This window comes from Xanthomonas bonasiae (assembly GCF_017163705.1).
GTDB classification, from domain to species: Bacteria; Pseudomonadota; Gammaproteobacteria; order Xanthomonadales; family Xanthomonadaceae; genus Xanthomonas_A; species Xanthomonas_A bonasiae.
Window position 1 is genome coordinate 34,522 of record NZ_JAFIWB010000001.1, and the last position, 23,110, is coordinate 57,631.

The 23,110-nt window shown below is 59.5% G+C and carries 22 protein-coding genes and 1 pseudogene; 12 read left to right on the top strand and 11 right to left on the bottom strand.

Features of this window, described 5'->3' with window-relative positions:
• Positions 1-13: 13 nt before the first annotated feature.
• On the bottom strand, positions 14-1,624 hold the full coding sequence (locus tag JR064_RS00095; RefSeq protein WP_206228420.1) for a MobA/MobL family protein: 1,611 nt from the start codon (positions 1,622-1,624) through the stop codon (positions 14-16).
• Positions 1,625-1,889: 265 nt separating this feature from the next.
• Between JR064_RS00095 and JR064_RS00100 the strand changes: the two genes are divergently transcribed.
• The gene (locus tag JR064_RS00100) at positions 1,890-2,219 is read left to right on the top strand and encodes a hypothetical protein (RefSeq protein ID WP_206228421.1); all 330 of its coding nucleotides are present in this window, start codon (positions 1,890-1,892) and stop codon (positions 2,217-2,219) included.
• A 128-nt stretch (positions 2,220-2,347) separates the two neighbouring features.
• Here the strand turns inward: JR064_RS00100 and JR064_RS00105 are convergent, their stop codons facing one another.
• A complete protein-coding gene (locus tag JR064_RS00105) occupies positions 2,348-2,995 on the bottom strand; it encodes a reverse transcriptase domain-containing protein (protein WP_206228422.1) in 648 nt (215 codons plus the stop codon).
• Positions 2,996-3,422: 427 nt separating this feature from the next.
• Between JR064_RS00105 and JR064_RS00110 the strand changes: the two are divergent.
• A pseudogene (locus tag JR064_RS00110) lies at positions 3,423-3,674 on the top strand (transposase); the annotation flags it as partial.
• Positions 3,675-3,747: 73 nt separating this feature from the next.
• On the opposite strand, the gene JR064_RS00115 reads toward JR064_RS00110, so the two are convergent.
• Together JR064_RS00115 and JR064_RS00120 are read right to left on the bottom strand one after the other, a co-directional pair.
• The gene (locus JR064_RS00115) at positions 3,748-5,391 is read right to left on the bottom strand and encodes a UvrD-helicase domain-containing protein (protein ID WP_206228423.1); all 1,644 of its coding nucleotides are present in this window, start codon (positions 5,389-5,391) and stop codon (positions 3,748-3,750) included.
• A complete protein-coding gene (locus JR064_RS00120) occupies positions 5,388-7,238 on the bottom strand; it encodes an ATP-dependent nuclease (protein WP_241092778.1) in 1,851 nt (616 codons plus the stop codon). Before JR064_RS00120 ends, JR064_RS00115 begins: the two co-directional genes overlap by 4 nt.
• Positions 7,239-7,490: 252 nt before the next feature.
• On the opposite strand from JR064_RS00120, the gene JR064_RS00130 reads away from it, so the two are divergent.
• Positions 7,491-8,243, top strand: coding sequence for a hypothetical protein (locus JR064_RS00130; RefSeq protein ID WP_338123847.1), 753 nt, complete (start codon positions 7,491-7,493; stop codon positions 8,241-8,243).
• A 78-nt stretch (positions 8,244-8,321) separates the two neighbouring features.
• Here JR064_RS00130 and JR064_RS00135 read toward each other — a convergent pair whose 3' ends face one another.
• From JR064_RS00135 to JR064_RS00155, 5 genes are all read right to left on the bottom strand, one after another.
• On the bottom strand, positions 8,322-10,901 hold the full coding sequence (locus tag JR064_RS00135) for an XVIPCD domain-containing protein (protein WP_206228425.1): 2,580 nt from the start codon (positions 10,899-10,901) through the stop codon (positions 8,322-8,324).
• Positions 10,902-10,936: 35 nt separating this feature from the next.
• A complete protein-coding gene (locus tag JR064_RS00140) occupies positions 10,937-11,596 on the bottom strand; it encodes a DUF1629 domain-containing protein (RefSeq protein ID WP_206228426.1) in 660 nt (219 codons plus the stop codon).
• Between the two features lie 118 nt (positions 11,597-11,714).
• The gene (locus JR064_RS00145) at positions 11,715-12,398 is read right to left on the bottom strand and encodes a thermonuclease family protein (protein WP_206228709.1); all 684 of its coding nucleotides are present in this window, start codon (positions 12,396-12,398) and stop codon (positions 11,715-11,717) included.
• 110 nt (positions 12,399-12,508) lie between these two features.
• Positions 12,509-12,709, bottom strand: a complete 201-nt coding sequence (locus tag JR064_RS00150; RefSeq protein WP_206228427.1) for a hypothetical protein — start codon at positions 12,707-12,709, stop codon at positions 12,509-12,511.
• 81 nt (positions 12,710-12,790) lie between these two features.
• Positions 12,791-13,270, bottom strand: coding sequence for a JAB domain-containing protein (locus tag JR064_RS00155; protein ID WP_058359058.1), 480 nt, complete (start codon positions 13,268-13,270; stop codon positions 12,791-12,793).
• Positions 13,271-13,636: 366 nt separating this feature from the next.
• On the opposite strand from JR064_RS00155, the gene JR064_RS00160 reads away from it, so the two are divergent.
• From JR064_RS00160 to JR064_RS00175, 4 genes are all read left to right on the top strand, one after another.
• Positions 13,637-14,164, top strand: a complete 528-nt coding sequence (locus JR064_RS00160; protein WP_206228428.1) for a GNAT family N-acetyltransferase — start codon at positions 13,637-13,639, stop codon at positions 14,162-14,164.
• A 384-nt stretch (positions 14,165-14,548) separates the two neighbouring features.
• A complete protein-coding gene (locus tag JR064_RS00165; protein ID WP_206228429.1) occupies positions 14,549-15,949 on the top strand; it encodes a site-specific integrase in 1,401 nt (466 codons plus the stop codon).
• Positions 15,950-16,163: 214 nt separating this feature from the next.
• A complete protein-coding gene (locus JR064_RS00170; RefSeq protein WP_206228430.1) occupies positions 16,164-17,120 on the top strand; it encodes a reverse transcriptase family protein in 957 nt (318 codons plus the stop codon).
• A complete protein-coding gene (locus JR064_RS00175; protein ID WP_206228431.1) occupies positions 17,117-18,457 on the top strand; it encodes an AAA family ATPase in 1,341 nt (446 codons plus the stop codon). The genes JR064_RS00170 and JR064_RS00175 overlap by 4 nt, the downstream gene beginning before the upstream one ends.
• A 51-nt stretch (positions 18,458-18,508) precedes the next feature.
• Here JR064_RS00175 and JR064_RS00180 read toward each other — a convergent pair whose 3' ends face one another.
• The gene (locus JR064_RS00180; protein WP_425510262.1) at positions 18,509-18,925 is read right to left on the bottom strand and encodes a helix-turn-helix domain-containing protein; all 417 of its coding nucleotides are present in this window, start codon (positions 18,923-18,925) and stop codon (positions 18,509-18,511) included.
• 44 nt (positions 18,926-18,969) lie between these two features.
• Here JR064_RS00180 and JR064_RS00185 point away from each other — a divergent pair, with 44 nt between their 5' ends.
• From JR064_RS00185 to JR064_RS00200, 4 genes are all read left to right on the top strand, one after another.
• Positions 18,970-19,743 carry a hypothetical protein gene (locus JR064_RS00185; protein ID WP_206228433.1) on the top strand — a complete coding sequence of 258 codons (774 nt, stop codon included), beginning with the start codon at positions 18,970-18,972 and terminating at the stop codon, positions 19,741-19,743.
• A gap of 47 nt (positions 19,744-19,790) precedes the next feature.
• A complete protein-coding gene (locus tag JR064_RS00190; RefSeq protein ID WP_206228434.1) occupies positions 19,791-20,105 on the top strand; it encodes a hypothetical protein in 315 nt (104 codons plus the stop codon).
• Positions 20,102-20,482, top strand: coding sequence for a hypothetical protein (locus tag JR064_RS00195; protein WP_206228435.1), 381 nt, complete (start codon positions 20,102-20,104; stop codon positions 20,480-20,482). Before JR064_RS00190 ends, JR064_RS00195 begins: the two co-directional genes overlap by 4 nt.
• Before the next feature lie 358 nt (positions 20,483-20,840).
• Positions 20,841-21,581, top strand: a complete 741-nt coding sequence (locus tag JR064_RS00200; protein WP_206228436.1) for a DNA/RNA non-specific endonuclease — start codon at positions 20,841-20,843, stop codon at positions 21,579-21,581.
• Positions 21,582-21,730: 149 nt separating this feature from the next.
• On the opposite strand, the gene JR064_RS00205 is transcribed toward JR064_RS00200, so the two are convergent.
• On the bottom strand, positions 21,731-22,063 hold the full coding sequence (locus JR064_RS00205; RefSeq protein ID WP_206228437.1) for a hypothetical protein: 333 nt from the start codon (positions 22,061-22,063) through the stop codon (positions 21,731-21,733).
• 353 nt (positions 22,064-22,416) lie between these two features.
• Between JR064_RS00205 and JR064_RS00210 the strand changes: the two genes are divergently transcribed.
• On the top strand, positions 22,417-23,070 hold the full coding sequence (locus tag JR064_RS00210) for a hypothetical protein (RefSeq protein WP_206228438.1): 654 nt from the start codon (positions 22,417-22,419) through the stop codon (positions 23,068-23,070).
• The last annotated feature ends 40 nt before the right edge of the window (positions 23,071-23,110 follow it).

The following is a 23,110-nucleotide window of genomic DNA, read 5'->3' on the forward strand; positions in this document are numbered from 1 at the left end:
GGGCACCGTTGTTTCAGTGGAGGCGTGGGCGCGGTGGACGGGGGCCGCTCGGTGCACGGTCCAGGACTGGCGGGTCGTAGAGCGGTTCCGGTTGGGTGTCCTGCCCGCCAAAGACCAACGGTCGGTCGAGCTCAAGGGGATAGCGCTCAAGCATCTCCTGGCTCCAGGCTTCCAGATGGCGGCCACTCTCTGCGGCCTCCTGCTCACAGAGGGCTTGCTGCTCCGGTGATACCCGAGCCCGCGCCGCGGCCAGCTCGGCGGTCCGACTTTCCAGGGCGCTCAAGCGCCGGCCCCGCCTCTGTTTCCAGTCCTTCTCCGTCCAAGACGTGCCTGGCTGAGGATGGTTGACGATGAACTCCTCCCAGGACCGCTCCGCGAAATGGCGGAGCTTGGACGCGCGTTGCTCGGCCTGCAGGCGGCGTCCGAACCTCGTCAGGCTGGCCTTGAAGCGGCGCAACCGCCGGGCCAGCTCCAACACGTCGGTACGGAATCGCGTGTGCTCAGCGAACGCCGCGGCGCGCTCAGCCGCCCAAGCCAAGAGCTGGCGGGTGGCATGGAGCGCCCGTGCAACGCCCTCGTGGCGCAGCGCTCCCCATTCCTGGGCCAGCTCGGCAACGAGCGCCGGGATGGAAAGCGGCTCTGGGCGTGGCGCCCCAGGAGCGCCCTCCTCCAGCAACCCCAGCCGTTGGGCAATGGCTCCCATGCTGCGAGACATCTCGATGCGCCCTGCCCCGCGGCCCAGCGGTAGAGAAAGCACGGCCGGAGGCCGGTGGGCCTCCCGCTGGGCCTGTTCGTGGCTGTGGCCATCGGGCACTTCTACCGCACGCCCCTCGTTTTCGAAGACGGCGATGAGTTTTTGGAACGTCTCTTCGTTGGATTCTTCAATCCGCAGGTTGGCGGCCGCGCGATCGGAGACACCGCCCCGCCGTTGCACCGCGGTGCCGTTCTTCCCAACGTGCCGGGTAGGCTCGCGGGAGAAGATGGCAGCGGCCGTCACGTCACCCCGGGCCAGCGCATCGTCGGCCTGCTCCTTCAGGCTGCGGTGGTCCACCTGGATATCCAGGTCGGCGGCCTTGAGGTGAGCGTTGATGGTGGAAGCAATCAGCTCGCGGACCCACTCGATTTCTGCCCTGCCCGAAGGCCCACCGTCGAGCTCACGCGTTTTGTCTACAAAACCGTCCGGCCCGATGCGCCGCGTCGTGGTCAAAACGTGGACGTGCCAGTTCAGCCCGTCCTTGGAACCTGGGCTGTGGATGCTGGCCTGCGCCGCGAAGCCATAGCGGCCGACCAAGGCACGGGTGACCTCCATGGCCAGCGCCGATCGCTGCGCCTCATTGAGCTCGTGGGGCAACGCGAATTCGAACTCCCTGGCGACGGTCGCATCTTTGCGACGCTCAGCAGCCTCCACCGCCGGCCAGAGCTGGGCGGGGACAAAAGCCCAGTCGGGCGCGTCCTCGGGGGCGATGCAGCGCGTTTCGACGACGCCGTCTCGGCGGCGGTAGTCGTGGCGCTGCCCGGTCTTCTCGTCCTCGAGAAGCAGGCCAGCGCGATAGGCGGCCGCAGCGATGGACGAATGTCCTTTGGCGCGACTGAAGGTCTTGATGTTGGCGTGGTAGATGGCCATGAGGCGGCGGCTCCGAAGCAGTGGGGTTGCTTGGTTTATGCCTCGGCTTTGGATTTTCGCAAGCGCCGCCGGCGCTTGGGGTTCAAGGGGCGAAGCCCTTTGCGCACGCGTTCCGCAGGAACGCCTAGGTGCGCTCTTGCTTGTTTCTTTTAAGCCTTGTTTTTCATATCTTTTCGATTTGGAGGGAGCGCAAATTTTCAAGCCGGCGCGAACTTGACGTGAGCCATTTCTTTGGTTGACTCGTAAGCACGCAGAGGAGAAAAGCATGACCGAGCCAACCCACTACCACCAGAGAATCCAGAGAGCCACCGAACGATTGGCCCAGCTGCAAGCGCGTGAGCTTTTAGCCAGTCAGCGCCGCGAAGCGAAATCCAAAGAGATAGCGAAGCGAAATGAAGTGAAGCGACGGCAGCGCGTGGCGGATATGGTCTTCTTGGCTGGAGTTCATGAACTGGATGATGCAGAACTGGTGGGCGCTCTGCTGATCCATGCTAGACGCCGGCGTGTTCAGGAGGTCCAAACCGAAGCCAGCATGCTTGGGAACATCAAGATAGAGAGCTCAGGCAGGCCACCGACGGCAGGTGCGTCCCACTAGTTCACTCAAAGAACTTGCGTCACGAAGTTACGGCAACAACCTGGGCAGGATTGATCGTATTAATGTAGCCCAGTATTCCAATCGCGGCTTGCAAGGAGGTTGCCATGGCATACGACTCCCGAAAGCGTTCAAGTCTCTCCTGCGTCACAGCCAATGAGCCATGTGAGAGGTCCACGTTGAAGGCTGTCACCTCTGTGGCAGGACCAACTGCTTTTTCCAGGGCTCAACGGCAACCCTGCGTCAGTCGCAAGTTGACCAAGTTCAGCGACTGCGGCAGTGAGGCGCCCTTCGTCATTGGACGACAACACGATGTCATCCATGTAAACGCTGACAGTCAGGTGCTCAGAAGATTCGCATTGCCGTAGAAATCGTCCTACTCGACTGCGGTCAAGCGCCAAGGATGCCAGCATCGGGGACTGCACATATCCATAGGGCAGCATAGTCTTTCCAGTGTCAGGCCGGATGACCACACTCTCTTTCGCCATCTTCCGAGCGTCAACATATGAAAAACTACCTTTCAGGCTACGAGTGACTCTCGATTCATTGATGCGCCCAAAAAAGTCGTCGAGATCGCAGCGAAAGAAATATTGATTTTCTAAATGTCGGCGGAGAGCAGCCACATGACCGCCCCTGCGAAGGTGGAAGTAGAACTTGGGTCGGGACCACACCTTTGACACAGATGAACGGATCTTTTCACCTGCAGCCTTTCCCAAAGGAGTTGGGACATACACCCATCGCCCTGGCTTTACCTCAAAACGATGCTCCCATCTCTTCATCGGGCAGCCCACGAGTAGTTAGATGCCATGTTCATGAGCGCTGCCAGGAAACGGAAGAATCCGCCCCAGAACGACAGCAACGCATGAACTAGGCGGGTCTTACGAAATAAATTTTTCATAAGATCACTCCTCTATTCATAGCTCCGGCTAGCCTAGCGCAAAGCGCATGGACACTTAACCAACGGCGACCACCGAATAGAGACATACGGCGTCGAGTAAGTCACTTGGTGACGAATAGAGGGACAGGCGCAGAGCCTATCGCCAGAGCACGCCTAGTATAACCCAAAAAACAGCTTGTTCATGCATGGTTCTCGTAGCCGATGTGTAGCATGTTGCGAGTCGCGTTCAACTCATCAACTGCCTTTTCCACTAAGCGCGGCTAACAAAAGTCCCTTGAACTCGTCTGTTGAGCCACCACTGTGGGGTGATGGTTCACCACAAAGAAATCAGCACAGCGCTGTGGAAGCGCATCCAACCCTTGCTCCCGGAAGTGCCGCCTTCGCCCAAGGGCGGCAGGCCGCGCGTAGACGACCAAAGCGCATTCAGCGGCATCGTGTATATGCTGCGCACTGGCATCGCTTGGGAGGATCTGCCCCAGGAACTTGGCTACGGCAGCGGCATGACCTGTTGGCGCCGATTGCGTGACTGGCAGGCTGCGGGTGTATGGCACTGTCTGCACCTCAAGATAGGACAGATCGGCTTGTCGTCAAGAAGAGCGTCATCTGATTTGAAGCCGCCATTTTCAGTCAGTGTTATAGAGGAAGCGCCCCAGCTTGCACATATCCAATGAATTCTTCCTGTGGGTGCCGTGCGCTTTCCCAGCGAGACGGGAACTGAGCCGGCTTGCTCCTCCTGTCTACATAGGTCACGACTAGATTCTGCTTGGCTCGACTGACACCGACGAAGTAGGCATTTCGGTTCTCGTCTTGCTCTCCCCACCAAGTCTCCCGCTCCGTGCAAGGTAAAACAACGCACTCAAATTCCATGCCTTTGCATTTGTGGATCGTCATTACCCGGACTGATCCTTCATCCAGAAATCTTGCCAGCGCTTGATCTAGGTCATGGTGCTGACGGATAAAGGCCCCGAGAACCTCGTAGACCTTGCCTAAGATTTCGGCAACGCGCGCGGAATCATATTCCGAAGAAAGTGACAGCAGTGTCGTGACCGGAACCGACGCCATGACTTCCTGCAACTTCTCGAAGGCAAGCTCCGCGTGATCAGCAGCAAGCCCCTGAGCCACACAATCGCGAGCGACACTCAGCAGCCTGACCCAGTTGCCTTGCTCGTCATCGTCCTGCGCGGTCAAAGCATACAGAACCGATGCGTAGGCGTTTGGAGCAGGCTTTCGACCAAGAACGCGCAAGAGGTTGACCACAAAATCTGTGACTGGTTCAGACACCAAATCTTGTAGCTCCTGCTCGTTACGACGCGGGATACCACGACGATCCAACTCATCGTCGATAGCTTGATTGAACAGACCACTTTGCCGAATGTGAAGGATCGCAACTTCATGTGGTGGAATGCCTTCGGCGATCCACTCTTCAATCTTTTCCGCAATACGCTTAGCCTCAGCTTGCTCATCAGAAAAGCTAGCCAGGTAGACCTTGCCTTCTTCCCCAACAATGTCATTCTCGGCGACCGCTGAACCCGGCTCCATCTGGATGATCATTCGATTCTGCACGCGACGGATGGCCGGCGCAGAGCGCCAGTTCTGAACGAGCCTCAGAGCGATTGCCGGGAACTCATCAGCGAACTTGCCCATCACCCCATCAAGTGCCCCGGCCCAGCCCATGATCTTTTGCTTGGCGTCTCCCACAGCGGTGATAGAGGTGGAGGTATCCTTGAACAATGTATAGATGAGCTTGTATTGCGCGCTTGTGCAGTCTTGGAACTCATCCAAAAACACATGACTATAAGCCATGTTGATGGATCGCTTGATCATCGGATGCTGATCGATAAGTTGTTGCGCCAAAGGCACCAATTCCTTGAACGCCACTTGGATGGTATTGACGCGGTTCACACCGACTTTGAACCCATGGTCCAGTCGGTCTTTCGGCCTTAGAAGCGGCCGGTAGATCGCGATGATTCGACGCGCAAAGGCGTCGAAGGTCATGCTATTGAGGCGGTGGGCGTGGTCAAAGCCTGATCGATCCCTGACGCGCCTACGAAGAGTATGCGCGGCGTCAGTCTTGAACGAGATGGCCAGGATCTTCTTGGGATAGCGACTGGTTCCGGTCCTGAGCACAAAATCAGCGCGCTGAGCCAAAAGCTCTGTCTTCCCTGATCCGGGATTGGCAATGACCATGCTGTTCCCATGAAGTGCCGTAATCGCAGCCTTCGCCCCGGGCTCTAACAACTTGATGGCAACTGGACTCCATTGCGCTGGCGTAATCATTCTGCGTCTTCCGCCAACATCGCGATCACACGCTCACAAAGATCTTTCAATGCCTTTGGAGCGTTCGCCGCCAGTTGCTCGTCCGTCAAATTGGCCATGGCGTGAAGATGAGCAACGGGCTTGCTACCAAGCTTGAAGAGCCGGTGGTAATCGAAAAAGTATCCCTTCCCAACAGCATCGAAGAGTTCAGGAACGCCTGACTTCCCCAAGACCGCTCGGTCAAGCGCTTCCTCCTCTTCATCATCAGTCGGCTTGTGCACTTCCGCACCGTAGGCGTCGGAGCACTTCATCAGCATGGCGTAATCCAAATCAATAGGGCCTGAGAAAAAAACACCTGCAGCGGCTAGGAACTGACGCTCCACCGCGAATGCTGGCGATTGTCCAGATTCTTCCCATCCCGGCATTGCGTTGATTTGTGCAAGCGTCCTGACTTCATGACCATTAGGGTAAAGAATGAGCTGCTTGTGCGCGTTCTTTATACGCCCCCAGCCACCGCCGTGCCGGCCATAGTCAAGATCCAGAAGCGTGACATAGGGGACGCGCAAACTGGATAGCAAGCGCCAGAAGTGATTGACATGTCGCCCCCCAAGAGGCGCCACGCAGACACTGGATGCGTCCGCTTCGACGCCCATCGCGCTGAGCATGCGATGGAGCACGATGTCTTCGCTGTCGCCTTCACCCAAAACGACCAGCTTGGCGAAGTAGACCTCCGGATAAGCCATGACCGCTTGGCGAACAAACTTGCCTGCCTCTCCGGCCTCATCCGGAAGAACGATTTGGCTGACTTGTGTGGTTCGATCAGCGCCAAGCCGCAGATGGCGGATTAAATCAGGGGTCGCTCTGCGTAAGATGGCAGGCGAATGCGTGGCCACAATCGCTTGGCCTCCTGACTCTTCTTTGAGATCTCGGAGCGATTGGATGACCCGACCTAGATACTGAGGCGAAAGGCTGTTCTCAGGTTCCTCCACCGCCAGCAAAGTGAAAGCAGCCGGCCTTAGCCGAGCTAAGTCAAAAGGTGACTCTTCGTCGGTCAGCGCTGCGACATCAACCGCATGGGCTGCTAAGACGAGCGAGATGTAAAGCAATGACTGCTGACCGTCACTGAGGCGCTCGAAATCCACTGATGGCGTTTCGTGACCGGGCGAGAAGCGAACACTGACCTGCTTCAACACCTCAGCGAGCCCACCTGTGCCAAAAGCAATACTAGGGGAGGCGAAGAACTTCCCCTTGTGAAGCTTTCCCCACCCTGCCGTAAGTGCCTTACCAAACGCTGCAACGCCCTCATTTTCGGTGACTGCTGCACCGAGCTGCTCGGATAGGTCGTTTGCCTTGGTGCGCTCAGCGGTCCAGTCTGCCGCTCGAAGGGCTCGCCCAAGCAAGGAAGCTGCGCTGTATGCGATGTGGTCGGCGGGATTACGCCTAGCCGGCAAGTAATGAACCTGGATGGCTTGCCGATCCGGCTTTGGCATGCCCCTAAGCTGCGTGGGCACACCGTCCTCATCGGCTGCCAATACGTATTCCAAGCGTTGCTCAATCTCCCCACTCTCATCCATCTCTGCTGTGAGTCGGATGCGCACACCAGGGACACCATCGGCGCTTTGGAGTTGCATGTGCGAGAAGAAGATCGGAACAGCGGCGGTGCCCTCGCCCTCTTTGACCTCGGGAAACGTGAAGTCTGCCTCGATCCATAGACTCGCGGCCTTTCCCTCCGCTGGCACTTCGCCCATCGCCACATGGAAGTCAGAAGGCAGAACCGCACGCATGCTGCCTGCTGTGCCGAACATGCGCGCGAGCGCTGTCAAGGCCGCTGTTTTACCTGCTCCATTGGGACCAAGCAGGTAGGTCATCGAATCTAGTTTGACTTCTATTGGTTTGGGGCCAAAGGACCAGAAATTGCAGATTCTGACGACTGCTAACTGCATGAACTTCCCCTGTTCCGCGCCCTCCTTCGGGCACCCCTATCGTATCGCTCCCCGGCCGCTTCGTCCCGCCCTTATTTATAACCAATCGAGATGGCATGAAGCCGGCCAGATCCGCCAGTTATAACAGCTTGACTAGCCTCGCGACACTTGGAAGTATGCAAGTCAAGACAAGGGGGGATGATGGACAAAGCAAGGGATCGTCGAAGCAATCTGGAATACACAGCACAGGAAGCAGCTGATCTAGATGCACCTGCTCCCAGGGCGTCCTCCAAGCGGTCGTGGTCCATCACCACGTTGATCGGCAGCATCGCTGCGATGACGACCCTGGCTGGGATTGTGCTTCACGGATGTGGGCATGTCGCATACACAAGCTATCTCAATGCGTGGGGTGTCCAAGCAGACCTCTTTCCTCAATCCACCGACTGGAAAATCATCCGAGGCTACTATGCCATTGTGCTGGAAGGCATTGGGGTCATCCACTCCGTCCCATGGCTTGCCTTGTTGCTCGCTTTTTTCTTGCTGTGGTTCGCGGTTTGGATCTACCGCTTCCCTGCCCGACCCGCCAAAGGAGTTCGCATCAAAGAATTTGGTCGACGTCACCCTTCAATCATGCTTGTCCTGTCATCAGGAGGCATCGCCGCCTCTGGCATCTACCTTGCAACGACACTTTTTTTCGTCAGTATGTTCGTATCAGTCTTACCAGGATTTGTTGGCGAACATGCTGGAAAAAATGAAGCGAGCGCTGAGCAGCGTCACTTACTCGGCCCGGTATCGCGCGGCGATACGGAACTCTGGGAGAGGGGCGAGCGAAAGATCCGGGGCCACATCATCGCCAGCAGCTCTGAACTGATCGCCATTTATGACACTGACCTTCATCAGGTTCGAACGTTGTCGCGCGGCGATTGGGAGATTCGACGGGTGACGCCATGAAATCGGGGTCACGAGAGTCTAAGAAACCGAGCATTGCGCGCACAGGAGGCAGAAATAGAGGCGCGTCATCTCCCTGCTTCACATCCCCCGAGTCGGCCCTGCCTGCTCCTGCGCTTGCTTCTGGCTCATCTCTACCTGCTGCTGACGCACCTGATCCTGCTTGATGACCTCGGCCTGCTGCAGGTTCTGCTCTGCCGGCTGCTGGGCCGCCTCCCGCCCATCCACCCGAGCATGGAACATCGGCAGCTTGTCGCCAAACGGCGCATAGACCGCCAGCACGCTCTCGGCCCCGTCCTTGCCCAGCGCGCCGGTGACCCGGTCCACCCGCTTCACCAGCGGGTCCTCAACCTGCTGCCTGTAGAGCGCCGCAGTGACGTTGCGGCTCTCCTCCTCGTTCCAGTTCCCCGTGCCGCTGACCCAAGAATGGATCGTCTGGTAGGTGGGGTGGTCCGGGTGCGCGGGGTTGTCGGCCAGCATCGGACCCTGCGCCCCCTTCTCCTGCGCCGGTTCGGCGTCCTGCTCTTTGCTGCGGCCTAGTGCCGACACGGAGACCGTCGCCAGCGTTGGCACGTGCGCCATGGCGGGCTGTCCCAGTTCGGCCTTGGCTTGGCGCAGCTCCTCGGAGGTGGTCACCGCAACCTGGTGGGCCACCCCGTCTTGGCCGACCTGGTAGTGGGCAATCGGGCTGTCGTAGCCATATTGCCCCTGCTCGTTCGGCTTCAGCTGCTGCATCGTCGGACCGGTAAGGCCTTCGGCCTCCTTGGTCCGATGAGTGGCCAATTCCACCGCCTGCAGGTTGTGCTCCTGGGCGTTGAGGTCGATGCCGGCGGCTCGATACCGATGCAGAAGCTCGTTGTGCTCCATCTGCGCCGGCGAGGGCGCGGGGCGAGCCTCAATGGCCGCCAAGGTTTCTTGGGCGCGCTCCAGTGACGGCTGGCGCATCTGGTTGGTGAGCTCCAGCTCCACTGCCAAGTTGCCGGCGGCCACCCCGTCCTTGCCCGCCCACTGCCCCTCAGCAGTGCGCTGGTAGACCTGGCCGTCGTGTCCCTGCACGTGGTCGGGCCTGGCCCGAGCATTCTCCACCGCGGTCGGCACCCCTACCCCGTAGTCCTGCCCGCGCTGGGCGGCATGGCTTTCCAGGTAGGCCTGGGCGATGGCCTCGCGGCCGGTGGCGATGTTGTTCTCGATGCGCCCCAGGGCTTCCTGATTCAGGCGCTGAGCCTGCGCTGGGGTAGCGGTCTGCGGTGTGTAGACCCCCTGGTCGTTGGCGCCCGTCACACCGGTCTTAACCTGGCGCTCCCAGGACTCGGTGGTCGGATTGCGATGCCAGTTCTGGTTGTCGAGGCCCGTCCGGTCGCCGGCCTGGGCCGGGAGGTTGAACGGATCCTGCGGCGGGGGGGCTTTGCCCAGCGCGAACTCGGCAGCCTTGGCATTTGCCATGGCACCCAGTTCCTGGGACTTCACATAGCTGGCGCCGACGGATCCTTGGATAGGGGCGTCGCGGCCATCAGGCGTGCGATCGAACGCGCCTTGGCGCTCCCAATCCCGTCCATTGAACTGCCAGTCCACACCAGCTCGATCGGTCTGGTGGAAGATGTCGCGGTTCTCTTTGAGGTCGACGGCCTTGTCGAAGGCCTTGCTCATCAAGACGGCGTCGCCCACCACCAACGCCGCAGGCACAAACCCACTGCTGCTGCCCAGCGCGGCCGCGGTGGCCGCGCCGCCGGCCCAGCCGCCCGCGTTGCGCGCAATGGCGTGCTGAACCTCCGACTGCGCCGCCGTGGTGTTGCCCTGCTCCATCAGCGCCGAGGCCGTGCGGGCAGTCATGACCGCATCCGCGCCCGTGGCCAGAAGTCCGCCGGCACGGGTCAGGCCACGGGCAGAGGCTTCACCCATCAACAACTGCATGGCGACTTCGCCGCGCTGGCCGCGTGGGACACGAAGGTTCTGTGCGGCTTCCTCACCCAGGGTCTGCTCGACCTTGAGGATGCCCTGCTCGGACAAGACCACGCGCCCGTCGTGATGGGCGTTGGCAATGGCGAGCGACAACCCGCTGCGTTGAAGCTCGATGTCCCCGCCTCGAACGATCGCAGCGTTACTGACCTGGATTTGGCTGAGCGTGGTGACGATTCGAGACTCGGAATGCACGACGGCGCCCCAACCGTGGTCCACCCCAGTGAAACCCTTCAGCGCCTCGACCTGCTGCGCGTGGGTTTGGTAGTAGGCCGGGATATCGCGAAAGAACTGACGGACTCTCTGGCTCGTTTGCGCCGGAAGTTCGCCAACGGGAGTATTGGTGTTCAAGTCGCCATTGATCAGCCCGACCTTGACCGTGTCGCGCAACTGCTCTACGCGCTGAGCCACCCGGTCAATCGCATCAGGGTCCCCCATCAAAGCAGCTTGACCGTCTCGCGTCGATTGGATGCGATTCAACCGTTCAAGCATGCCCTTCTGGTATTCGGCTAGAGGGCCACCACTGTGTGGCGTCACCCCAAGCGCGTCAGCCAGCTGAGGACTAGCCGGCAGGAACAAACGGTTCTCAGAAGCATGGATATGAAACTTCCCGACCTCTTGCAGCTTTGCCAACAACTCGCTGTTCTTCAGCGTCTGCTGTTCGATGTTGTGATGATCTTGGAAAATCGTCCGATAGTTCGCCATGGATCAGGCTCCTTCCTTGCTGCCAGTGCCGCGAATCAGCAGTTCACAACGTCGTCAAACCAAAGCCCATTGGACTTGCTGGGCGTAACAATGCCCGCCGCTTCAACGGCCTCCTTGAACGCTCTATCGCAGAAGACACCACCATGGAAAGACAACCTGAAAACATGTGCCGAACCCAGCACATCCCGCCTGAAGGCCAGCCGGATGTCGCCGGTGAGGTCGTAGTATTTCCCCGCTTCGAATTCGTCACTGATCTCGATGTTGAGCTCAGAGGCCTCTTCGTCCAAGGCATCCAAGGTGCGGACAACATCGCAGAGGAAGACGGTCGGGCCCTTGGAGCCATCGGCCAAGCGATAGTCAGCGTCAGCGAAGGCGAAGGCGTCCGCGTCCACTGACTCCATCACACGGCGCAGCCGTTCGGAAACCAACCAATAGCCGCTGAAGCCACCCTCCAGGTCTTCAGGCAGCACGCCCTCACTGGGGCGGTAAACCAGGCGTGGGGTTTCGCGCAATGGCGGGAACCCGCCCTCCTTTGGCTTCACGATGAGGCGCGGCGGCGTTCGCAGAACACTCTCGTTTTCAAAGACCACCCCGTGACCTTTTCCTCCACGCCGAGCGTCCGGCAGCAGCTGGAAGAACTCTCCCTTTTTAGCCTCATTGGTCATCTTGGTATCCATGCGCTGCGTCCCGTCCATAGGCTCATGTCCTTCAAATTACTGGGACCGGAGTCTAGCGCTATCACTGACTGCTTGGGCAGACAAATGGACACGTGGCCTCGCCCTTGTGCCACTGCCTCTGCTGCGCCCAAAGGGCTCAACGCTTTGCCGGTTGCCACCCCGCACTCAGGGCATCCGCTGGGCTACAGAACATGCGCTCGCCGCGTGCCTGATCGATGCTGGTGCGTTGGTAATCCCGCTGGCCTGGCACGTGGTAGATCTTCTTGCCCTGACGGGAGATGTTGCCCTTGATGCGGCATCCGCCCGGCATGGGTGGCTCGGCCACTGGAGCATGGCGTGCCACCTGCTCGCGCCTGCTGCGGCGGTAGTCCGCGGGCATCTGGAAAGGCCCTTGCCAGAGGTTGCGCCGCTGCTGGCGTGCGTCGGCCTCGTCAGCGATGAACGCCGTTGCGTATTGGCGATACGCGACCGCCCAACCGGAGTTCACCATCCAGCGGTTGACAGATTTTCCCTGGACGAAGCACTCCGCGACCACCCGGCCGTAGCGGTCCGTGTCCTTGGGCTGGCAGTGAACGGTCTTGTCCAGCACATAGCCGTCCAGCGCGGCGGCGGACCGCCGGCCACATGGCCACGAGCGCCCGTCTTTGGTGGTGCATTGCTGGGTGCTTTCCGGGGCATCGATGCCCCACAGGCGGATGCGCTGCTTCGCCACCGTGAGGGTGTCCCCGTCTGTAACGGTCCCGCGGCCGACCAGCTCTACTGCCACGCCAGGAATCGAAGCAAAAACCAAAGACAGAACCAACAGACCCTTCAACGCCATCACAACAACGACTTCCTCTAAGCGCATGCTCGTGTGGCGAGCGCCAGTTCAAACAGGGCCCGACACTTTAGCGGAAGCGGGAAAGGTGCGCCGACCAAGTCGAAAACCCTTCAACCCAGACTTGCGTTCCTGGTGTGGTCGCCGCCGGTCTCGTCTACGACAACGAAGTCGCTCACCAGCCAGCCGTATGCATCGCTGAGCGCGTCGGCGATGTGTTCTTCGCTCTCGCATTCTACCGTGGCTTCACCCGGCAATGCGGGACGCTTGCCGTCGGTCTCCCACACAATCCCGCGCACGTGAAACGCCTTCATTCCTGCTCCATGGATGTGGATGTGGATGTGCATCTGCCTTGGCAGTCTAGCTTCGGCAGACTGCTTGGGTGAAGGGGCGGGCTATGCCCACCCCCTACTGGCCAGGCTGACGTGCTGCCGGCCACCGATGACCAGGTGGTCAAGGACTCGGATGTCGAGAAGCGCCAGCGCCTGCTTCAGTCGCTCGGTGACTTGGCGGTCGGCCTGGCTGGGCTCCGGGTTCCCGCTCGGATGGTTGTGGAAGAGGATGACGGCGACGGCGTTGAGGTCCAGGGCGCGCTTGGCGACGACCCGGTTGTGGACTTCGCAAGCGTCGGTGGTGCCGGTGAACAAGTGCTCGGTGGCCAGGATGTGGTGCTTGGTGTCGAGGAAGACGACGCCGAAGACTTCGTGCGGCAGGTGGGCGCAGCGGGCGACCAGGTAGCTGCCTGCCTGCTCGGGGCTGTGGATGTGGCCCAGTCGTTGAAGGCGCTGCTCCAGGATGGTGGCTGCTGCGAGCAAGATGCCCTCCTCGTCCATCTGGAGTTGGTATTGGGCCTTCCGGTCTTGGGTGCGCTTCATCGGTTCTTCTCCACCAGCGCGTTGTGCGCCTCGTGGGAACCGGCAGGCGAAGCGTCCGGCCCTACCGCACCCGGCAGTGAGCACCGCTTGCGGCGCGCAGCGGAGGGCCGGAACAGAGCGCCAGCGTCGAGGAGGAGGCTCGCCCTTGCGGTCGGGACAGCGAAGCTAGGATTCCCTTTAAGAGGCCCAGCGCTGGTGGAGATGAAATGCGTTGAAACCCAACCCAGTGGGGGGAAATACGGACCTGAGTGGGTAGGAGGACAGCAGGCGTTCTCGGCCAATGGACTTATCGGTCAGCGCCCTGAGGATTTGGCCTTTGCGCATTGCCTTTGCGGCGTGTTTGCGTGTCTGAGGCAAACTGGAGGCATGGATACGATTCGGACCTACCGTCCTGAGGACTTCGGCGCCTGCCTGGGGCTGTTTGATGGCAACCTGCCGGCGTTCTTCAGCGCTGAGGAACGCCCTGACTTCGTGCGATTTCTAACGCACCATGCCGCCGCTTGGCACTACCGAGTCATTGAACGTGCGGGTGAAGTGATTGCATGCGCGGGCTACTCAATCAGCACGGAGGGCACGACGGCAAGCCTATGCTGGGGCATGGTCCATCCGAAGCTGCATCGACAGGGCGTGGGGACAATGCTGCTCTTGGCTCGGCTGGAAGCCTTGCGCCGGAGGCCGGACATCGAGCAAGTCGTGTTGGGCACCAGCCAACACACACAGGGCTTCTATGCTCGCTTTGGCTTTGTGGTGAAGAAAGTGGTGCCAGATGGCTACGGTGCGGGCTTGGACAGGTGGGACATGACACTCGACCTGAAGGCACCGGCACAGCGCTGCTCAAGCATCCCGCCGGACGAGCGGCCATCGATCACGCTCCGCACCAAGGGCACGTCGTGAAGCACCAGGCGCCTCCACCCTAGGCATCAGGAATTTTTGAGCCCGCGGCATCGCTCTCACCCTTAGAATATAAATCAAACTAACAATAATTAGGCTAACATTTAAGATATATTCATCCTAAAGCCGCGCCCTCAACGCCATTTAGTTAGCTTATTTACTGCAAACAGTACACAATTGACTGCGATAAATCGACTCAGATTTTCTTGAAACCCTTGGTATACAAGGCTTCTCGTCAGATAACAGATTAGCGAACCCCAGAAGCACCCAATGGGCGACACCCCAACGCCTGAGGTCTTCAACCGCACCGCAAATTTTTGTATCGCCCCCGTTGACGAATTTTCGTCCTGTCATATCCCTACTTCCATCTACCGATGGAAGTGACCCATGACCGCTCTACCCTCCGCAGCACTCAACGACTACATCGCCTCGCCCTTCGGCCTCTTGCATTTGGAAGGCATCCACATCGGTCGATTCCGCATCGACCGCGCCATCATCCGAGGCCGGGAAGCCGCCATCAACCTGCAGGAATGCATCCTCGCCGCGCTCGACGAAACCGGACGGAAGAGCGGCCTCAAGAACAGCACACGCTACCCCGCGCAGCTGCCCATGGGCACGCCTTCGCGCCCCTTGGCCAAGGAGATCGAAGATCATCTGGAGGACATGCGTCGCCGCCAGCTCGACCCGAAGACTGTCCAGTCCACCGAGCGAACGTTGAAGCTGCTGCTCCTTACCTGCGGCAATATCTCCGCGGCTCGAGTGGACTATCACCACATCCAAGCGCTCTGGAAGCTGCTGCGCTGGGCCCCAAGGAACCTGGTGTCGGATCCGCTGCTGAAGGATCTTAGCTTCGACGAAGCCATCGCCATGGGAAAAGAGCAGGACGTGCCGCCGTTGGCCCCGGCCACCGAAGAGCGCCACCGCAGATTCCTGGTCGCCTTCTTCAACCACCTCTTCAACGGACAAGCCATCAACTCGTCACCGATGAAGGCATTTCGAAAGCCGAAGGAAGACGACACCATCGACCCAGAAAAGGCCATCCGCCTGTTCGAGGACGAAGATCTCCAAGCCATCTTTGACCCAACCACCTTCGTGTCCTGGGCCAAGAAGCCCCAGTATTGGTGGGCCCCGATGATCGGCTTGTATACCGGTGCCAGGGTCAATGAAGTCTGCCAGCTGAAGCTGACCGACATCATTGAGGAACGCGGCATCTGGTGCATCGCCTTCCAGAAGACGGTGGACAAGGACTTGGCTGCGGACCCAAAGAAAAGGCGCCGGTGTCGGCAAAGCATGAAGGGCGCTGGGTGCATGCGCATCGTCCCCATCGCCAAGCCGCTCTTGGAGGCGGGCCTTCTGGAATTCGTGGAGGACATGAAGGCGACGGGTCATCCGCGGCTGTTCCCCCTCCTCTCTGCAGGCGTGAACCGGAAGACCGGGGAAACGAATGCACGTTACAGCCAGCAGTTCGTGGTCGACTTTGGCCGCTACCTCAAGTCTTTGGGCTTCGCTAAAGGCATCGGATTCCATGCCTTCCGCCACACGCTGGCGACGGAGCTCGATGTCAACGATGTTCCCGAGAAAGAGATTGCGCTGGTCACAGGCCACAGCACCGATCCCCGCGACCGGGTTCAAGTCCTACGCAGGCACTACCTCCACAAGAAGCCGCAAGTGACTCGGAGCAAGCAGATCAGCGCTTTGGAGCTGTATCAGCCCAAAGTGCAGTTGCCGCGCTACCAGCGAGGGCAGTTCGCTTCGTGCCTGGCCGACGCCAACAAGTTCCACCCCTAAGAACTACTTGCAAGAGGCCCTTCTGCTGTGCTAGGATTTTTCCATACCAGCGACTAGGAGTAGCTCCAGTCTAATGTCTGGTCCCTAGGGCGTTTCATCTACTTACGCATGCCCGGTCGCAGGCTTACGCCCGACCGGGCATTTCGTATGTGCGCTTTAGAAAGGGCAATCGGCTACGCTTCACTAATCGACGATTGCACAAGGCAAGTGATCCATGACCCCACGGCCGCTTCAACAGCTGTTCGACGCCATGTATCACGGGAAGTATAGATTCGAAGAGTTCCTGGCACTCAAGCCACAGGAGCACTACAGCCCGGTCCGCTGGAAAACGCGGACGATTTACAAGCCCTCTAAGACCTTGAAGGATTTTCACTTCTTTCTTAACGGGTTTCTCCTTGAACATCTTCCGGTTAACACGGCTGTTTCCTTCGCCTACCGCAAAGGGTCGACCCTTCTGCAGGCAGTGGAGCCGCATTCCGGGAGTCGCGCCTTCTTCCAAACGGATTTAGAAAGGTTCTTCGACAGCATCACTGCGCCGCTGGTTCGGACAGTGCTCCAGGGAACTCAAACACCCGTGGCGGACCTCTCCGACCACCTGGAGCACATCCTTGGGCTGCTCACTATCGACGGCAAACTCCCCATAGGCTATTCAACCTCTCCACTTCTGAGTAACGCTTGCTTACTGGACTTCGACCAGCGCTTGGCTGAAATCAGCCAAACACGCGGCTGGATCTACACTCGATACGCAGATGACATCATCATCTCTGCGAGTGATCGCTCAGCTATTGCGGATGCAAGCCAAGTCATTGAGGAGTGCCTCACTTCCAAACTTGGAGATGGCTTCAATCTCAACCAAAGCAAGAGCAAGCTAACGACTATCGGTAGAAAGATTAAGCTACTGGGACTAGTCATTTTGCCCACAGGGGCCATTGTCATCGATCGAGATGTCAGGAACCGGATCGAATCTTGGATACATTTTTACATCCGCGACCGCTCGCGCCTTGCGAAGATCTTTGAAGAGGAGCGCGGCGAGGGAATGGAAGAAGGCCTGGAACGGCTCAGCGGCCTGATCAGCTACGCATATGCAGCGAATCCCGCCTATTTCGAGAAGCTGAGATCCAAGTTTGGCACCACCATCATCGATAGCCTTCTCCATAGGTCGGCCCAATGAGCCGCCTTCAGGTAACCCTTGAAGCCATCCAGCATGTGGCGAACCTAAACCTCGATGTGGATCTGGCGACGAATAGCCTAATGTGCATTGTCGGCCGAAATGGGGCAGGAAAGACAACGCTGGTAAGAGCCCTCAAGAACCTATCGAACGCAGACACGTTTGTGAGAACTGCCACGCCCTACGCTTTCTCGGCAAACAGTCGTATCGTCTATGACCTCGATGGGGCGAAGATCACCTTTGCTTATGACAGTGAAATTCGCTCCCTTAACTGCCGTGACCAAATCCCTGCGGCACTGCGAGACCTCATAGCAGCCGAGCTCCCCATGCCTTATGGGGCCCGATTCAACTTCTTTAGAAGCGCCAGTGAGGCCGATCTAGACATTCGGAAATCCATTGCTCTGGAAACCTATCGGAGCCCTGATGAGCTAATCAGCTTTCTCAACTCGGTCTACGAGACAGACCACTACTCAAAAATGGTTGAAGTCCGGGTTAAGGGGAAAAGCTTCTACGCTCTTGTTAGGGAAAACGGCACTTACATCCGCGAGGACTACTTAAGCTCTGGAGAGCACTTCCTCATCAATCTCTACCGAACAATCAAGGGTCCATCGAAGCTCTTGGTGATCGACGAGATCGACTTATCACTAGACGCGGCAGCCCAAGCGAACCTTCCTGCTTGGCTGCGCGGGTTTTGTGCTCAATATGACCGCAAAATTCTTTTCACCACTCATTCCCTCGCCCTCATGCAACAGCTCGAAGTCGACGAGCTCTTCTACATGGATGGTGAGGCTGGCCACGCCTCTATCAGGCCTACCTCTTACAGCTATGCAATGGCGAGACTGTTCGGGTTCGTCGGATTTGACAGGTATATCGTGGCGGAAGACAAGAAGCTTATTTCGCTAATCCACCACCTTGTCAAAAGGTACTGTCCAACAACGCTACTGAGCTACAAGGTGATTTACATCGGAGGAGCGTCTCAAGTTGCGGGCCTTATCGAAAGCAATGAATCGGATCGATTCCTGGCGGCTCCGGAGAAAGTGATTGCGATCCTTGACGGCGATCAATACAAGGAAAAATACGCTCAACACGCGAGTATCCACACGCTCCCATTGGAAAGCGTGGAAAAAGCGCTATGGGCAGCCAGGCAAGATGATCCCGCGTTCCCTTTCATCACCCCACGAAACAACTTTACTAGCGACAAGGACTTCGAAAATCACCTTAAAGAGAAGAAAATCGCAACACAGGAGGAGATTTTTGATTACCTGATAAAGAGATACGAAGTCGACTTCCAGAAAATCGCCAAAATCTTAGATGGCCTCTTGCCACCTCCCCATGGTTGAGAGCGACTCAGTGGTTCCGCGCAGGCCCATTGGCGAAACCTTTCCCAGATATTACTCCTCGGTGGCGCGCAAACTGTCTCGGACGAAGTCGCGCATCCTACGCAGCAGCTCCTCCTGCTCCTCCTCAGCCAGTTGTGACATCACCAGGATGGCCTCTGCCATTGGCTCGCTGACTGCGTGGAAATAGGCAACGGGCAGCCCCAAGGCTTCTGCCAGTTTTGCCATGCTCTCGTTGTCGGGCATCCGATCGCCTCGCTCGTAACGCGAAATCCTAGGGGCGGCCGTGTTCTCTTCCTCCAGCCCGAGAACAGCCCCCAATGTGGCTTGGTTCATGCCCCGCGCAAGCCTGGCCTCGCGGAGACGGCGGCCGAAGATTGAAGCTGGGGGCAGCGGAGCAGGCATGAAGGCCAACGAATGATGAATTGACCCCCAAGTCTGCCGCTTCCAATCCTGCGCTGCATTTGCCATATTTGCAAATGCCGCCAGGCCGGCGGTCTACAGGGGCTTTTCCTATGAAGCACGCAGGACAAGGAGCGCGCTCTGCGCTCCTGGCATTGATGCTGGTCGCTCCTATCTCTGCCCAGGCCCAGGACGCCCAAGACCAGAAGCTCGGCTTCTTCCGCCAGCTCGGCGGCAGCCTCAAGGACGCCGGCAAGCAGATGGTGGGCATCAAGCCGAACGCAGGCGGCAAGTCCACCGCCCAGGCCGGCAGTAGCGGCAGCGGTCCCATCTACACGCCCCTCAGCGGCGCCGGGAAGCTGCCCGGCCTCTTCAAGGGCGACAACCACCAGGCCGCGCAGGCAGGCCGCTTGGAGTGGCCCAGGGTGGCGTTGACCTTCACCGAGTGGGGCGAGAAGCTGCCGTGCTGGAAGGTGGAAGCCCGTATCTGGACCGGCCCCACTACCTCAAGCGTCGAGACCTTCCAGGCCTGCGCCGACGCCCCGCTGACGGAAACCGACGACCTCGGCGAGACGGCCGAACTCAACAGCGCGGCGCTGTGGAAAGGCCGGGACACCCTCAACGGCATTCGCGTGCCGCCCAGCAAGCCCAACACGGGCACTCAGCGCTCCACGGGTCCCAACCCGCCGGCCCAACCCTTCGTGGTCAACGTGAGCCGTCCTGGCGTCGCTGACCGCGCTGTGGACGTGTCGCTGCGGGTTGCTTGGGTCGCCGGGTTCATCCAGACGGCCGACCTGCATCCGGGAGCCAGCGGCCTGCTGACGCCCTTCAAGGACACCCGGCTCTGGATTGCTGGCTTCAAGCCGGACGGGAACCGCGACAAGTAAGGCCCTCCGCTTCGCCAAACCTACCCATCCCTCAGCAAAGGACACACATGAAAAAAGCATGGATCGGCCTGGTCGCGTTGACCATGGCCTTGGGCCTCACCGCCTGCAGCGGCAAGCCGTCGGCCGACGATGCCAAGGAAGCATTCGTCAGGCTGCTTCAACAGAGTGGCGCCGGCCAGGTCACCGACATCCAGAACTTCGAACTCACCGGCTGCGTGGAAGCGGAGGGCGCGGACGGCTACCGCTGCGATACCCGCGGCCAAGCCGTGCTCAACATTGAGGGCCGGCAGGTGCCTGTCCCGCTGAGCAAGAACCTGCGCTACGTGCGGGAATCCGGAATTTGGAGGGCCTACGCGAAATGACGACCAACCCTGACCCGATGGCCCGCACGCCGGTGGGGGCTGCGGCCGGGTTCCGTGGGGACGGCGCGCCGCGCGCCGCCTCCAGGAAGGTCCTGACGCCCCACAACCGGTTTTTCTGGTGGTTCTCGTGGACCCTGCTCCTGCTCGGGCCGTTTGGCTTCATCGTCGGGCCGCTGATGGCCCGGCGGGGCCTGCGAAAAGCGGAGCGGCTCCATCCGCTGGAGGCCTACGCGGCTCGGCAACGGGACCCGGGGTTCACCGCTGGGCAGTGGTGGGTGATGACCCCACTCGCCTTGATGGGAGCCTTCTGGATTTTCTCTCTGCTCAGCGGGCTGCCGATGGTGTTGCTGGTGCTGTGGGTGCAGTTGACCAGCTGATTCCAATAGCGCCTCCGCATCAAGAAAGCCCGGCAATCCGGGCTTTCTTTTTGCTCCATACCCTACCCTTGTTGCATCGCTATGGACCCATCCTTACAGCAATGATGTCTTGGGACCAGGTCACACCTTGGCCAATCCGCGGTTGACCCCGGCGGCGCTCTGTTAGATACCTGTGATCACCGCGTGCCACTCCGTGGCATAGGGGCGCGGTGGTTGTATCCCCCACCACACTGGCCAACGAGCCAGCTCTCGCTGTCTGCTTCACCTCCGTCAACTCGCACGTCCTTCAAGAGGCAACGGCATCGTCCGTGCCCGTGGGATTCGTGCGTCCTCAAAAAACACATGGAGATGTGCCGCTATGCGATTCCGGATCTTCCTCACCGTATTCCTGCTCACCACGTTCAGCGCTGCTGCCCAGGCCCAGGTCGTCACCCTCAACAAGGGCGGCTATACCCTGACCTACGACTGCACCGCCCACACGGCCACACGCTACGAATACTCGCTCAACGCGGACACCGGTTCCGCGGCTCGCCCGTCCGACTTCAACCTCGACACCACGTTGCCGAGCGGCTGCGGTGGCCAGACCTCGACGAAGTCCTACGCCAGCGTGCGCTCGGGCTACGACCGCGGCCACTTGGTCACGTCCAACCACATGGATTACAACTCGACGTATATCGTTCGCGCCAACCTGATGTCCAACATCGCGCCGCAGGTGTCGGGCTTCAATCAGGGGATCTGGGTGCAGGCCGAGAACGTGGCCGAGTGCTACCGCGACATCAAGCCGGTGAAGGTCTACGGCGGCGTGGTCTTCGGCGACACGTCGAACGACTATTTCCTATCCAGCCACGGCATCCGGACACCGGAATACTTTTGGAAAACGATCATCACCACTGACCCGAGCACCGGTGCTGAGAAGGCCATCAGCTGGATCATCCCGAACGAAACCGGCTTGGGCAGCCTGGACGACTACATCGTCTCGATCGCCGATCTGGAAGAGCTCATCGGCGCCAGCAATGTCGGCATCACGGCATCGGCTACGGTGAAGAACATGCTGCCGAGCTCGACGTGGGCGCTGCCGAGCAACTGCGACCTGAGCTGATCACGCGCCGGCGCAACACACTCCCTCCAAAGCCCCAGGTCACCTGGGGCTTTCTTTTGGCAGGCTTGCCGCGGCCAGGCAGCAACCTAGAGGCAAGCCTGGGCCTCTAGGTAGGCGACCCCACTGGATAGCGCCCTCAGGACGCCAACTCAGCTGGCCGGATCATCCTTGAGCACGAGTAGCGGCTGGGCCGCAGCCGAGCCAATTGGCAGGCGGGATTCGGCGCCCGGGGTCACGACGATGACCGTGATGACGTCGTCCTGCAGCGAGTTGATTTGAACGAACTTGAGGCCGGCCTTCTCGAAGGTGTAAGCCTTGAAGAGTGGCGACAGGCTGACGTTTTTCTTGCCAGGCGGCACGCGCTCCCCCATGCCCTCGATAACGTCGGCTGGGTTCATCACCTGGTCTGCTGCCTTGGCGACCGGAGAGAGGCCAGCTGCCAGCCCGGCCAATCCAAGCAATGCGCCGGAGAGGGTTTTCATCGTTCATTCCTTGACGAGAAAGCGTCGCCAAAACGCTACTGCTGGCCAGATGGGTGCGCAAGCGCAAGCCCCATGGCCGCTCAAAACGTCTACGAAGATAGACAAATGTGTGCCGGACGGCGGCCCTTGTTACGGCATTTCCAGCTTCCCCTAGACGCAAAAAGCAAAAGGCCTCGCATTCGAGGCCCCTGGTTGTCGACGTCTGAGTGAAGGATTCCTGCCCCTTCCTGTAGTGCTTTCACGCGAGGGACGCGATGGCGTTTTCAGAAAGGCTGGCCCGCGCCAGGACTGATGCCGCTCCAATCGCTTCGGGAGCTGGCTTTAAACAAACAACAACTTCGAGGAATGCAGCGATGTGGCAATACGACGACGATGAGGGCTTGTGGACCGACCAGGACACGGGCTACTCCTACAATCCGATCGATGACAACTTCATGGAGGGCGAGGACATCATCGCATTGGATGACGTGCCATTGGCAGTTAGACAGGCACTGGAAACCACCGCGGACAACGCCATCAAGCGGATCATCAGCGGCGCCAATCCAATCCTTCAGCGCGGTGAGGTGGCGTTCACTGACGAGTTCGAGCAAGACCAAGAGGTGGTAGGCATTGAGCTGGAGGCGGCGACGGTGTTCGGGAGCGTTGGCGCCGGGCCGTGCCTTATCGTATTCGCCACGGGCCAGAACGCCGATGGGAATGGCGTCTACGCGAATGGAGCACATCGCGACAATGCCTTCCTGCTGGGCGAGGAATTCTTGGACGAAATGAGCGCTGACATTTCGGGTGCACCAACTTTCTACGTGCTCGGCGGGGAAGTCGGCAGCCACACGGGCGTCGACGGTGCCACCATGGACTATTCTCGTTACTACCCCTTCTTCCTCGCCTGCGAGCAATCCAACGTCGTGTTTGGCGGCGTGACGTTTCCTTCCAACCCTACCGCCGATGATGCTACTTCCGCAGCGCTCACCCTAGTGAACGGCGCCCCGCAGGTCGGCTACTGGCTTTGACGCCGGTCCCCGCCTGGTCAAGCACACCATAGGCGCAAAA

Coding starts and splice junctions, on each gene's coding strand:
- JR064_RS00170 (WP_206228430.1), top strand. CDS start 16,164: ATGACCCCACGGCCGCTTCAACAGCTGTTCGACGCCATGTATCACGGG.
- JR064_RS00115 (WP_206228423.1), bottom strand. CDS start 5,391: ATGATTACGCCAGCGCAATGGAGTCCAGTTGCCATCAAGTTGTTAGAG.
- JR064_RS00095 (WP_206228420.1), bottom strand. CDS start 1,624: ATGGCCATCTACCACGCCAACATCAAGACCTTCAGTCGCGCCAAAGGA.
- JR064_RS00155 (WP_058359058.1), bottom strand. CDS start 13,270: ATGAAGCGCACCCAAGACCGGAAGGCCCAATACCAACTCCAGATGGAC.
- JR064_RS00190 (WP_206228434.1), top strand. CDS start 19,791: ATGAAAAAAGCATGGATCGGCCTGGTCGCGTTGACCATGGCCTTGGGC.
- JR064_RS00165 (WP_206228429.1), top strand. CDS start 14,549: ATGACCGCTCTACCCTCCGCAGCACTCAACGACTACATCGCCTCGCCC.
- JR064_RS00195 (WP_206228435.1), top strand. CDS start 20,102: ATGACGACCAACCCTGACCCGATGGCCCGCACGCCGGTGGGGGCTGCG.
- JR064_RS00160 (WP_206228428.1), top strand. CDS start 13,637: ATGGATACGATTCGGACCTACCGTCCTGAGGACTTCGGCGCCTGCCTG.
- JR064_RS00200 (WP_206228436.1), top strand. CDS start 20,841: ATGCGATTCCGGATCTTCCTCACCGTATTCCTGCTCACCACGTTCAGC.
- JR064_RS00145 (WP_206228709.1), bottom strand. CDS start 12,398: ATGGCGTTGAAGGGTCTGTTGGTTCTGTCTTTGGTTTTTGCTTCGATT.
- JR064_RS00210 (WP_206228438.1), top strand. CDS start 22,417: ATGTGGCAATACGACGACGATGAGGGCTTGTGGACCGACCAGGACACG.
- JR064_RS00135 (WP_206228425.1), bottom strand. CDS start 10,901: ATGGCGAACTATCGGACGATTTTCCAAGATCATCACAACATCGAACAG.
- JR064_RS00105 (WP_206228422.1), bottom strand. CDS start 2,995: ATGAAGAGATGGGAGCATCGTTTTGAGGTAAAGCCAGGGCGATGGGTG.
- JR064_RS00180 (WP_425510262.1), bottom strand. CDS start 18,925: ATGGCAAATGCAGCGCAGGATTGGAAGCGGCAGACTTGGGGGTCAATT.
- JR064_RS00150 (WP_206228427.1), bottom strand. CDS start 12,709: ATGAAGGCGTTTCACGTGCGCGGGATTGTGTGGGAGACCGACGGCAAG.
- JR064_RS00120 (WP_241092778.1), bottom strand. CDS start 7,238: ATGACCTACCTGCTTGGTCCCAATGGAGCAGGTAAAACAGCGGCCTTG.
- JR064_RS00100 (WP_206228421.1), top strand. CDS start 1,890: ATGACCGAGCCAACCCACTACCACCAGAGAATCCAGAGAGCCACCGAA.
- JR064_RS00175 (WP_206228431.1), top strand. CDS start 17,117: ATGAGCCGCCTTCAGGTAACCCTTGAAGCCATCCAGCATGTGGCGAAC.
- JR064_RS00185 (WP_206228433.1), top strand. CDS start 18,970: ATGAAGCACGCAGGACAAGGAGCGCGCTCTGCGCTCCTGGCATTGATG.
- JR064_RS00205 (WP_206228437.1), bottom strand. CDS start 22,063: ATGAAAACCCTCTCCGGCGCATTGCTTGGATTGGCCGGGCTGGCAGCT.
- JR064_RS00140 (WP_206228426.1), bottom strand. CDS start 11,596: ATGGACGGGACGCAGCGCATGGATACCAAGATGACCAATGAGGCTAAA.
- JR064_RS00130 (WP_338123847.1), top strand. CDS start 7,491: ATGATGGACAAAGCAAGGGATCGTCGAAGCAATCTGGAATACACAGCA.